The sequence below is a fragment of the Acinetobacter sp. CIP 102637 genome, assembly GCF_000368425.1.
In the GTDB taxonomy this organism is placed as follows: Bacteria; Pseudomonadota; Gammaproteobacteria; order Pseudomonadales; family Moraxellaceae; genus Acinetobacter; species Acinetobacter parvus.
Genome location: NZ_KB849435.1, coordinates 1,656,182 through 1,667,983, shown reverse-complemented (window position 1 = coordinate 1,667,983; position 11,802 = coordinate 1,656,182). Strand labels below are relative to the sequence as shown.

At 44.0% G+C, this 11,802-nt stretch carries 6 protein-coding genes, 2 tRNA genes and 3 rRNA genes; 10 read left to right on the top strand and 1 reads right to left on the bottom strand.

What is annotated here, in order from left to right; translation table 11 throughout:
• Positions 1-23 precede the first annotated feature (23 nt).
• Positions 24-914, bottom strand: a complete 891-nt coding sequence (locus tag F967_RS11030; protein ID WP_004799898.1) for an MlaA family lipoprotein — start codon at positions 912-914, stop codon at positions 24-26.
• Positions 915-1,501: 587 nt separating this feature from the next.
• Between F967_RS11030 and F967_RS11025 the strand changes: the two genes are divergently transcribed.
• The 10 genes from F967_RS11025 (at position 1,502) to hisG (ending at position 11,663) form a co-directional block, all read left to right on the top strand.
• A 16S ribosomal RNA gene (locus tag F967_RS11025) occupies positions 1,502-3,038 on the top strand.
• 164 nt (positions 3,039-3,202) lie between these two features.
• Positions 3,203-3,279, top strand: a tRNA-Ile gene (locus tag F967_RS11020).
• 71 nt (positions 3,280-3,350) lie between these two features.
• Positions 3,351-3,426 (top strand) — tRNA-Ala (locus tag F967_RS11015).
• A gap of 451 nt (positions 3,427-3,877) precedes the next feature.
• A 23S ribosomal RNA gene (locus tag F967_RS11010) occupies positions 3,878-6,771 on the top strand.
• A 227-nt stretch (positions 6,772-6,998) separates the two neighbouring features.
• Positions 6,999-7,113, top strand: a 5S ribosomal RNA gene (gene rrf, locus F967_RS11005).
• The 16S, 23S and 5S rRNA genes sit together here with 2 tRNA genes alongside, the layout of an rRNA operon.
• Positions 7,114-7,370: 257 nt before the next feature.
• Positions 7,371-8,819 (top strand): RNA polymerase factor sigma-54, encoded by a 1,449-nt coding sequence (locus tag F967_RS11000; RefSeq protein ID WP_004799896.1) that lies wholly within the window; start codon positions 7,371-7,373, stop codon positions 8,817-8,819.
• Positions 8,820-8,986: 167 nt separating this feature from the next.
• Positions 8,987-9,328 carry a ribosome hibernation-promoting factor, HPF/YfiA family gene (gene hpf / locus F967_RS10995; RefSeq protein WP_004799894.1) on the top strand — a complete coding sequence of 114 codons (342 nt, stop codon included), beginning with the start codon at positions 8,987-8,989 and terminating at the stop codon, positions 9,326-9,328.
• A gap of 137 nt (positions 9,329-9,465) precedes the next feature.
• On the top strand, positions 9,466-9,717 hold the full coding sequence (gene ibaG, locus F967_RS10990) for a BolA family iron metabolism protein IbaG (RefSeq protein ID WP_004799892.1): 252 nt from the start codon (positions 9,466-9,468) through the stop codon (positions 9,715-9,717).
• A 6-nt stretch (positions 9,718-9,723) separates the two neighbouring features.
• Entirely contained in the window at positions 9,724-10,983 is a 1,260-nt protein-coding gene (gene murA / locus F967_RS10985; protein WP_004799891.1) for a UDP-N-acetylglucosamine 1-carboxyvinyltransferase, read from the top strand.
• Positions 10,980-11,663: an ATP phosphoribosyltransferase gene (gene hisG / locus F967_RS10980; protein ID WP_004799890.1), complete on the top strand. Its 684-nt coding sequence runs from the start codon at positions 10,980-10,982 to the stop codon at positions 11,661-11,663. Before murA ends, hisG begins: the two co-directional genes overlap by 4 nt.
• The last annotated feature ends 139 nt before the right edge of the window (positions 11,664-11,802 follow it).

Below are 11,802 nucleotides of genomic sequence, written 5' to 3'. Positions count from 1 at the left end.
CCATAGGGAAAAATCTTGTCTTTTTATTTGTCATCAGCAGATGAGTCATCTGTATCATCTTCATCACTAATAAATGAAATATCAGACGAATCCCCATGCTTTTCAGCAATTTGGAAAGCTTTGCGCTGTAGGTAGAAATCACGAATCATCGCATATTTATCGCCTTTCAGGCTTTCCTCAATATCAAGAATCTGGGAACGGGCATCAACTGCTTGTAACAAATTCGTTGACCAATATATGCCTTTCTGATCATCCAGCAAATATTTTTGAGGACGACCATAACTATCAGCGAGTAAACCAAAACCATCACGGAACGTACTGGGGCCAAAGAAAGGCAGCATGACATAAGGACCTGAGGCAATACCATAATAGCCTAGCGTTACCCCAAAACTCTCTTCTTCTGTTGGCAATCCCAGACGACGTGCAGGGTCAGCAAAACCTAAAGTCGTTAAGGTGTTGATCGTGAAGCGGCCTAGACTTTTGGCGGCACGTGTTGGGCGGCCCTGTATGAACTGGTTAACTGCATTCCACGGTTCACCCAAGTTTTTCCTGAACCGACGATAAGGACTACGAACCTCTTCTGGAACCTTGGCAATATATTGTATGGCTACTGGCTTTAATATATTACGGTCCAGCATGTCATTGAATGCATAAATCTGGCGGTTCAATGGTTGTAAAGGGTCTTTTATCGCATCAGGCTGAGCTGCATTTGCATTTACTTTTAAATCATTCTTGGTGAGATGCTTCAAATCTTTTATTGCTTGAATCGTGGTCGGGTTTTTCTGTTCGGTTGTTGCCTGATTCTCAGTAGTATTGCTCTGGTCTGCCGATTCATTGGGAGTCTCTTGCGCGAATACTGATGAACATGCTCCAGCAGTTAACAACCCAAGCAAGATAAAATTTGAGTAATGCATATAAGTCCTTAATCGCGTTAGAGCGAAATTACAGTCATTAAATGATTGCCTTGATGCAAACATTATATAGAAACGGCATATAGTTTAATTGTTCTTCTGGTATTAAAACAAATTCGGTTGAAAAATATAAGCTGGAAAGTGTTTTTGATTGAAAATTGTTCACTTGGATATATTAATTTAAAAAAGCACTTGCAAGGTATTTAGAATGATCTATAATGCGACTCCATCGGCGGTGAAGCAGATAAAAACTTGTTGATAAACAAACGTTTGATTAAGAATAGTCTAGGTTGTTGGCTGGATTGGTCAGGTTTGTTTAGGTTAAGATGAGTTTTAAAAAATATCGAAATTGCCTGTTGACTTTAAAGAGATTTAGGGTAACATAGCCGACCTAGCTTGATGATGACGAATCATCGAGAAGATCATTAAGAGAATAGAAGAACAACTTGTGTGGATTTTTACTGGTTGATCAATCGAAAATATTTCATTGATTGAATGGTAGAAATTACTCGAAGTTTATTTGAGCGAATTTTTAGTCAGAAAATTGATGAGCCAAGATTTGGTGCTTAGAATAAAGCACAAATGATATTAAACTGAAGAGTTTGATCATGGCTCAGATTGAACGCTGGCGGCAGGCTTAACACATGCAAGTCGAGCGGGTATGGGGTGTTTGCACACTGAGCTAGCGGCGGACGGGTGAGTAATGCTTAGGAATCTGCCATTTAGTGGGGGACAACATTCCGAAAGGGATGCTAATACCGCATACGCCCTACGGGGGAAAGCAGGGGATCTTCGGACCTTGCGCTAAATGATGAGCCTAAGTCGGATTAGCTAGTTGGTGGGGTAAAGGCCTACCAAGGCGACGATCTGTAGCGGGTCTGAGAGGATGATCCGCCACACTGGGACTGAGACACGGCCCAGACTCCTACGGGAGGCAGCAGTGGGGAATATTGGACAATGGGCGGAAGCCTGATCCAGCCATGCCGCGTGTGTGAAGAAGGCCTTTTGGTTGTAAAGCACTTTAAGCGAGGAGGAGGCTACCTGGATTAATACTCTAGGATAGTGGACGTTACTCGCAGAATAAGCACCGGCTAACTCTGTGCCAGCAGCCGCGGTAATACAGAGGGTGCGAGCGTTAATCGGATTTACTGGGCGTAAAGCGTGCGTAGGCGGCTGATTAAGTCGGATGTGAAATCCCTGAGCTTAACTTAGGAATTGCATTCGATACTGGTCAGCTAGAGTATGGGAGAGGATGGTAGAATTCCAGGTGTAGCGGTGAAATGCGTAGAGATCTGGAGGAATACCGATGGCGAAGGCAGCCATCTGGCCTAATACTGACGCTGAGGTACGAAAGCATGGGGAGCAAACAGGATTAGATACCCTGGTAGTCCATGCCGTAAACGATGTCTACTAGCCGTTGGGGCCTTTGAGGCTTTAGTGGCGCAGCTAACGCGATAAGTAGACCGCCTGGGGAGTACGGTCGCAAGACTAAAACTCAAATGAATTGACGGGGGCCCGCACAAGCGGTGGAGCATGTGGTTTAATTCGATGCAACGCGAAGAACCTTACCTGGCCTTGACATAGTAGAAACTTTCCAGAGATGGATTGGTGCCTTCGGGAATCTACATACAGGTGCTGCATGGCTGTCGTCAGCTCGTGTCGTGAGATGTTGGGTTAAGTCCCGCAACGAGCGCAACCCTTTTCCTTACTTGCCAGCATTTCGGATGGGAACTTTAAGGATACTGCCAGTGACAAACTGGAGGAAGGCGGGGACGACGTCAAGTCATCATGGCCCTTACGGCCAGGGCTACACACGTGCTACAATGGTCGGTACAAAGGGTTGCTACCTAGCGATAGGATGCTAATCTCAAAAAGCCGATCGTAGTCCGGATTGGAGTCTGCAACTCGACTCCATGAAGTCGGAATCGCTAGTAATCGCGGATCAGAATGCCGCGGTGAATACGTTCCCGGGCCTTGTACACACCGCCCGTCACACCATGGGAGTTTGTTGCACCAGAAGTAGGTAGTCTAACCTTAGGGAGGACGCTTACCACGGTGTGGCCGATGACTGGGGTGAAGTCGTAACAAGGTAGCCGTAGGGGAACCTGCGGCTGGATCACCTCCTTAACGAAAGATTGACGATCGGTAAGAATCCACAACAAGTTGTTCTTCGAGATATGTCTTTGAAGATTTAGAGTCAAGCTTTTAAAAAAGAGCGAGAGTCAAACACTACGCACAGCGAAGCTGTTTGTCTTGCGAAACTTTTAAAGCGAAGCTTTAAAACTTTCTCAGGGTCTGTAGCTCAGTTGGTTAGAGCACACGCTTGATAAGCGTGGGGTCACAAGTTCAAGTCTTGTCAGACCCACCACTACTGACGAAGTGATGAATAATCACAAGCTACTAGATGAGAAGATATATCGTTCATTATGATTGTAAGCTGGGGACTTAGCTTAGTTGGTAGAGCGCCTGCTTTGCACGCAGGAGGTCAGGAGTTCGACTCTCCTAGTCTCCACCAGAGCTTCGATCAGCAAAGCAACGCTTTGCCGAAGCGCAAGACAAGCAGCTATGCTGCGCGTAGTATCTGATCTAATATGGTAGTGAAAGATATTTTTAAATTATAGAACTTAATAAATAAGGTGAATCAAGAGATTGATTTAGATTTATTAACTTCTGTGATTTATCACAGTTTACTGCAAGCTGACGAGGCTGTAGTTAATCATTAACAGATTAGAAAATTGAGTCTGAAATAAATTGTTCACTCATTCAATAACAAAGCAAGAAGAATTAATTCTTTAAGCTGAGTTGTTAGAAATGAGAACTAGCAAAAACACTGAATCAAGCGTTTTGGTATATGAATTTAGATTGAAGCTGTATGGTGATTAAATTCACAGACAACAAACCAGTAGCAATTAAGTTTGCAACGATAACACTCACTTGTATGTGTTAACGACTGTTTGGGGTTGTATAGTCAAGTAATTAAGTGCATGTGGTGGATGCCTTGGCAGTCAGAGGCGAAGAAAGACGTGATAGCCTGCGAAAAGCTCCGGGGAGGCGGCAAATATCCTGTGATCCGGAGATATCTGAATGGGGGAACCCACTTACCATAAGGTAGGTATTGCAACATGAATACATAGTGTTGCAAGGCGAACGAGGGGAAGTGAAACATCTCAGTACCCTTAGGAAAAGAAATCAATTGAGATTCCCTTAGTAGCGGCGAGCGAACGGGGATCAGCCCATTAAGTTATGTGTGTTTTAGTGGAACGCTCTGGGAAGTGCGAACGTAGAGGGTGATATTCCCGTACACGAAAGGGCACACACAATGATGACGAGTAGGGCGAGGCACGTGAAACCTTGTCTGAATATGGGGGGACCATCCTCCAAGGCTAAATACTCCTGACTGACCGATAGTGAACCAGTACCGTGAGGGAAAGGCGAAAAGAACCCCTGTGAGGGGAGTGAAATAGATCCTGAAACCGCATGCATACAAGCAGTGGGAGCCGACATGTTCGGTGACTGCGTACCTTTTGTATAATGGGTCAGCGACTTATATTCAGTAGCGAGGTTAACCGAATAGGGGAGCCGTAGAGAAATCGAGTCTTAATAGGGCGTTTAGTTGCTGGGTATAGACCCGAAACCAGGCGATCTATCCATGAGCAGGTTGAAGGTTGGGTAACACTAACTGGAGGACCGAACCCACTGTCGTTGAAAAGCCAGGGGATGACTTGTGGATAGGGGTGAAAGGCTAATCAAACTCGGTGATAGCTGGTTCTCCCCGAAAGCTATTTAGGTAGCGCCTCGGACGAATACCATTGGGGGTAGAGCACTGTTTCGGCTAGGGGGTCATCCCGACTTACCAAACCGATGCAAACTCCGAATACCAATGAGTACTATCCGGGAGACAGACTGCGGGTGCTAACGTCCGTAGTCAAGAGGAAAACAATCCAGACCGCCAGCTAAGGCCCCAAAATTATAGTTAAGTGGGAAACGATGTGGGAAGGCATAGACAGCTAGGAGGTTGGCTTAGAAGCAGCCACCCTTTAAAGAAAGCGTAATAGCTCACTAGTCGAGTCGGCCTGCGCGGAAGATGTAACGGGGCTAAAACTATATGCCGAAGCTGCGGATGCATAATTTATTATGCGTGGTAGGGGAGCGTTCTGTAAGCCGATGAAGGTGGATTGAGAAGTCTGCTGGAGGTATCAGAAGTGCGAATGCTGACGTGAGTAACGACAATGCGAGTGAAAAACTCGCACGCTGAAAGACCAAGGGTTCCAGTCCAACGTTAATCGGGGCTGGGTGAGTCGACCCCTAAGGCGAGGCCGAGAGGCGTAGTCGATGGGAAATTGGTTAATATTCCAATACTTCTGTGTAATGCGATGAGAGGACGGAGAAGGTTAAGTCAGCCTGGCGTTGGTTGTCCAGGTGGAAGACAGTAGGCATGTATCTTAGGCAAATCCGGGGTACTCTATGCTGAGAGTCGATAGCAAGCTGTACTTGTACAGTGAAGTGGCTGATACCATGCTTCCAGGAAAAGTCTCTAAGCTTCAGTTACACAGGAATCGTACCCGAAACCGACACAGGTGGTCAGGTCGAGTAGACCAAAGCGCTTGAGAGAACTCTGCTGAAGGAACTAGGCAAAATGGTACCGTAACTTCGGGAGAAGGTACGCTGCTGACGGTGATGGGACTTGCTCCCTGAGCGGTTGGCAGCCGCAGAAACCAGGCCGCTGCAACTGTTTATTAAAAACATAGCACTCTGCAAACACGAAAGTGGACGTATAGGGTGTGATGCCTGCCCGGTGCTGGAAGGTTAATTGATGGGGTTAGCGTAAGCGAAGCTCTTGATCGAAGCCCCAGTAAACGGCGGCCGTAACTATAACGGTCCTAAGGTAGCGAAATTCCTTGTCGGGTAAGTTCCGACCTGCACGAATGGCATAATGATGGGGGCGCTGTCTCCAGCAGAGACTCAGTGAAATCGAATTCGCCGTGAAGATGCGGTGTACCCGCGGCTAGACGGAAAGACCCCGTGAACCTTTACTGCAGCTTGACATTGAACTTTGACCTTACTTGTGTAGGATAGGTGGGAGGCTTTGAAGTTGGAACGCTAGTTCCAATGGAGCCGTCCTTGAAATACCACCCTGGTAATGTTGAGGTTCTAACTCTGCCCCGTAATCCGGGGCGAGGACCATGTCTGGTGGGTAGTTTGACTGGGGCGGTCTCCTCCTAAAGAGTAACGGAGGAGTACGAAGGTGCGCTCAGCGTGGTCGGAAATCACGCGTAGAGTATAAAGGCAAAAGCGCGCTTAACTGCGAGACCCACAAGTCGAGCAGGTACGAAAGTAGGTCTTAGTGATCCGGTGGTTCTGTATGGAAGGGCCATCGCTCAACGGATAAAAGGTACTCTGGGGATAACAGGCTGATACCGCCCAAGAGTTCATATCGACGGCGGTGTTTGGCACCTCGATGTCGGCTCATCTCATCCTGGGGCTGAAGCAGGTCCCAAGGGTATGGCTGTTCGCCATTTAAAGAGGTACGCGAGCTGGGTTTAGAACGTCGTGAGACAGTTCGGTCCCTATCTACCGTGGGCGCTGGAAATTTGAGAGGATCTGCTCCTAGTACGAGAGGACCAGAGTGGACGAACCTCTGGTGTACCGGTTGTCACGCCAGTGGCATCGCCGGGTAGCTATGTTCGGAAGGGATAACCGCTGAAAGCATCTAAGCGGGAAGCCTACCTCAAGATAAGATTTCCCCGAGGCTTTATGCCTCCTAAAGAGCCGTTCGAGACCAGGACGTTGATAGGTTGGGTGTGGAAGCACGGTGACGTGTGAAGCTGACCAATACTAATTGCTCGTGAGGCTTGACTATACAACACCCAAACAGTTGGATGTGTATCAAGCATCAATCGATTCAAACCAAACAATCGACAACAACACGTTGATTGAACTTGATTTAGTAAAAAAACTAGTTAAAATGCTGAACACAAAGTTAGACTCAATATCTAATCCGTTAATAACTCTTTGGTTCGTAAGTAAGGCAGACATGAAGTGAAAACACAACATGATCAATAAGACCCCAAAACACCACAACAGTTTGCTGGCGACAATAGCAAGAGTGAACCACCTGATCCCTTCCCGAACTCAGAAGTGAAACCTCTTCGCGCTGATGGTAGTGTGGCGTTTGCCATGTGAGAGTAAGTCATCGCCAGCTTTTAAATACTAAACCTCCCAACCAACGTTGGGAGGTTTTTTATTGCTGAAGAAATATATGCTAGAAAAATAGTGATTGCCTCAATATTTGTCTACATTTAACAACAAGAGAAATATTTCAACAATATGTTTCATTGGCTTTTCTTTTTATAAATAAATATTTAAAGATTATGTGCTTCCTTATAGGCGTAAACATTGCTTTATGTTATAAATATATGAATAGGCATGTTTTTTGCTTATTCATAAAAGGAGCGTGTTATGAAATTATCTGTTGGGTTGAAAGTTGCGAATAGCTTGTCGTTAACTCCTCAATTACAGCAGGCAATTCGTTTATTACAACTTTCAAGTTTGGAGCTGGAACAGGAAATACAAATTCAACTTGATAGTAATCCTTTATTAGAGAAAATTGAAGAAATTAATACGACAGAAAGTTTAACTACGCTTGAAACTTCTGAAACAGGTGACTTAACCACTGAGCTGAATGCTGATCATCTACCGAATGACTTACCTGTTGATACAGAATGGGATGATATTTACACCCATCAATCTACTGCCTTGGCTTCTCCTGAATATGAAGAGAGAGAAGATAACCGTCAGATTCAGTTGAGCTTAAAGGAACATATTTTAGAGCAGGTGAATCTGCTGAATTTTTCTTTAGTGGATAAGTTAATTGCGTATTGCATTGTTGATTCTTTGGATGACAAGGGATTTTTGGATGCAGAGTTGGATGATATTTTGTTGGCCACTACTCGATTGTTGCGGGAAGTGGAGAATGATGAAGAGATTGAGCAAGATGAGATTATTGTTGTTTTAAAGTATATTCAACGTTTAGACCCAATTGGTGTTGGTTCTCGTAATTTAGCGGAATGCTTAAAAATTCAGTTAGAGACATTCCATGAAAAAGTACCTTATCTGACTGAAGCAAAAAAATTATTACTGTGCTATGAGCTTTTAATTGCAAATGATTTAAATAAGTTGTTAAAGCAGACTGGCCTAACCAAAGAACAACTAAAGAGCGCTATTGATCTATTAAAAACCTTAAAACCTTATCCTGGGCTGGAATTTAATCAACAAGAATCAGAATATCAGGTGCCTGATGTGGTGGTTTCGAAGAAAGACCAGCATTGGCAGGTTCAGTTGAATCCTGATGTCATGCCAAAATTACGCATTAATTCCTTTTACTCAAACATGATTCGTCGTGCTGATCAAAGTGATGACAATGTTTATTTGCGTAATCAAATGCTAGAGGCCAAGAGCTTTATCAAGAGTATTGATGAGCGCCATAAGACCTTATTGAAAGTTGCCACCTGTATTGTTGAGCATCAACGAGCTTTTCTTGAGCAGGGCCCTGAAGCAATGAAACCTTTGGTATTGCGGGATGTGGCGGAGGAAGTGGAATTACATGAGTCTACTGTTTCACGTGTCACAACCAATAAATATATGCTGACTCCACGTGGTTTGTTTGAACTGAAATATTTCTTCTCTAGCCATGTGGGAACAACAACAGGTGGTGAGGCTTCTTCCACCGCAATCCGTGCCATGATCAAAAAGTTGGTTTCAAACGAGAATCCACGTAAACCTTTGTCAGATAATGCAATTGCTGAAATGCTGAAACAAGAGGGGATTGAAGTGGCGCGGCGTACAGTTGCAAAATATCGCGAATCGTTACATATTCCTTCATCTTCTGAAAGAAAAGTCTTGATCTAAATTTCAAGGTGTGACTATTCTAGGGATTCATTATTACGGAATAATGAATCTTTTTAATAGTCACAAAAGGAATCGCTAAAATGATTTAATGAATGTTGAATCTTAATATGCATTAAATTTGCTTGGGCGATTCTTTGTATCCTTAGAAAAAGGTGAGGGATAGAATTATGCAAATAACGATTCGTGGACACCATTTAACCATTACGCCTGCTATTGAAGAAAATATAAAAATGAAATTTAGTCAAATGACTAAGCATCTAGATCAAGTGAATAGTATGCAAATTAAATTGGCTAAAGATCATCAAATAGACAAACGGTCTCATAAAGGCAGTGCAAACCATATTGCGGAAGCGATTATACGTTTGCCAGGGGTTGAGCTGTTTGCTCAGGCGACAGCTGATGATATGTATACTTCGATTAAAAAGTTGACAGAAAAATTAAAACGACAGCTTGCCAAACATAGAAAGATGCAGTGTTCGTATCAGCATGAACTTGCGCTACTATCCTGATTTTGGTGTTCTAATAGAAGAGGCTTTTTAGAAAGCCTCTTTTTTTATAGATAAAAATGAAACCTTACTGAATTATGTGAAAAAGTTATAGTAAAATATATCATTTTACAGCAATGCTTGTATAAGAGGTCTTGGTAATGAATAGTGAGCAGCTCACGCAAATTTTAAAAGAAGCTTTCCCTGAAGCAGATGTGGCAGTGAGTGGACAAGCTGGGAAATTTGACCTTCGCATTGTTGACGATCAATTTGATGGCAAGCGGACTGTGACTCGTCAACAGGCTGTTTATGCACCCCTGAATTCCTATATTGCGAGTGGTGCAGTTCACGCTGTTACGATTCGTGCAATGACAAAAGACGAATGGCGCAAAGCAAGCCTTTTCGGAGCCTAAATATTAATGGATAAATTTTTGATTACGGGTGGTGTTAAGCTCGAGGGTGAAGTGCGCATTTCTGGTGCTAAAAATGCCGTATTACCATTATTGGCAGCCACGATTTTAACTGATGATCCAGTCACGATTCATAATGTTCCCAATTTAAAAGATGTACACACCATCAGCAAAATTATTGCAGGCCTTGGCGTAACCATCAGTTATGAAGGTGATACTGTTTATGCTGATGCCAGTACTTTAAGTAATCAATTTGCCCCTTATGATTTAGTAAAAACCATGCGTGCCTCGATTTTGGTGCTGGGTCCATTACTGGCACGTTATGGCAATGCAAAAGTTTCATTGCCAGGTGGGTGTGCCATAGGTTCGCGTCCAGTGGATTTGCATTTAAAGGCGATGGAAGCGCTGGGTGCCAAGATCGAAGTGGAAAATGGTTATGTGCATGCTTCGATTGATGGCCGTTTAAAAGGCGGTGAAGTCGTTTTTGATATGGTCACTGTCGGCGGTACAGAAAACATACTGATGGCGGCGGTTTTAGCGGAAGGTGTGACAACAATCCGTAATGCTGCGTGCGAGCCTGAAATTACCGATTTAGCCAATATGCTCAATAAAATGGGCGCACAAATTGAAGGACTGGACACCAATACACTGATCGTGACAGGTGTTGAACGTTTACATGGTTGCGAACATAGTGTTGTTCCTGACCGTATTGAAACAGGTTCATATCTGGCTGCTGCTGCGATTACGGGCGGGAAAATCAAAACCACACACACTAACCCTTATATTATGGAAAGCGTGTTGGACAAGTTTGAGGAAATGGGCGCAGAAGTCACACGTGGTGAAGACTGGATTGAACTGGATATGCAAGGCAAGCGTCCTAAGGCAGTGAGTTTTAGAACATTGCCTCATCCTGAGTTTCCAACGGATATGCAGGCGCAGATCATGGCAGTCAATGCAATTGGTCGTGGTTTTGCAACAATTTCAGAAACGATTTTCGAAAATCGTTTTATGCATGTACCTGAGCTTTCACGTATGGGTGCCAACATTCAGGTCGATGGGCATGATGCGGTGGTCACAGGTGTGGAAAAACTGCAAGCTGCGCCTGTCATGGCAACGGATTTACGTGCCTCGTTTTCACTTGTTCTTGCTGCGCTGGTTGCTGAGGGTGAAACACTGGTTGATCGTATATACCATATTGATCGTGGCTACGAACGTGTGGAAGAAAAATTGCAAAGTTTAGGTGCGCAGATTAAGCGGGTAAAAGCATGAATGACTTAAGAAACGATGATCCGAATTTTGATGTGATGGGTAATTTTGATCATGGTTTAACTTTAGCACTCAGTAAAGGTCGTATTTTAAAGGAAACCTTGCCACTGCTGGAAAATGCAGGCATCAATTTACTTGAAGACCCAGATAAATCACGTAAGTTAATTTTTCCAACCACACATAAAAAAGTACGCATCCTGATTTTGCGAGCTTCTGATGTGCCAACCTATGTAGAGAATGGTGCGGCAGATTTTGGTGTGGCAGGTAAAGATGTGCTGATGGAGCATGGTGCCCAGCATGTTTACGAACTGCTTGACCTGAAAATTGCCAATTGTAAGCTAATGACTGCGGGTAAAGTTGGCATGGAGCGTCCCAAAGGGCGTTTAAAGATTGCTACCAAATATGTCAATTTAACCCGACAATATTATGCAAGCCTGGGTGAGCAGGTTGATGTGATTAAGCTGTATGGTTCAATGGAGCTTGCACCTTTGGTTGGTTTGGGTGACTACATTGTTGATGTGGTGGATACAGGCAATACCTTGCGTGCCAATGGTCTGGAACCTTTGGAAGAAATTTGTAAAGTGTCTTCACGTTTAATTGTCAATAAAGCCAGCTTTAAACGTAAACAGGCTTTGTTAAATCCAATCCTGACCCAGCTTGAACAGGCGATTAATAATCGTTAGTTGATAAATAGCTTAAATTTTGGAGGTCAACTAAGGTTGGCCTTTTTACATTATTTTAAGAATAAGCAGGAACTGAGTGTCGATCGAAGAACTCTTTCTTTGTGATTGATTTTTTAGGCTGATATTGCATCCACAAGGA

What these genes read in the sequence shown, in the direction of transcription:
- hisG (WP_004799890.1), top strand. Translation starts at nt 10,980, where the DNA reads ATGAATGACTTAAGAAACGATGATCCGAATTTTGATGTGATGGGTAAT.
- F967_RS11000 (WP_004799896.1), top strand. Translation starts at nt 7,371, where the DNA reads ATGAAATTATCTGTTGGGTTGAAAGTTGCGAATAGCTTGTCGTTAACT.
- hpf (WP_004799894.1), top strand. Translation starts at nt 8,987, where the DNA reads ATGCAAATAACGATTCGTGGACACCATTTAACCATTACGCCTGCTATT.
- F967_RS11030 (WP_004799898.1), bottom strand. Translation starts at nt 914, where the DNA reads ATGCATTACTCAAATTTTATCTTGCTTGGGTTGTTAACTGCTGGAGCA.
- ibaG (WP_004799892.1), top strand. Translation starts at nt 9,466, where the DNA reads ATGAATAGTGAGCAGCTCACGCAAATTTTAAAAGAAGCTTTCCCTGAA.
- murA (WP_004799891.1), top strand. Translation starts at nt 9,724, where the DNA reads ATGGATAAATTTTTGATTACGGGTGGTGTTAAGCTCGAGGGTGAAGTG.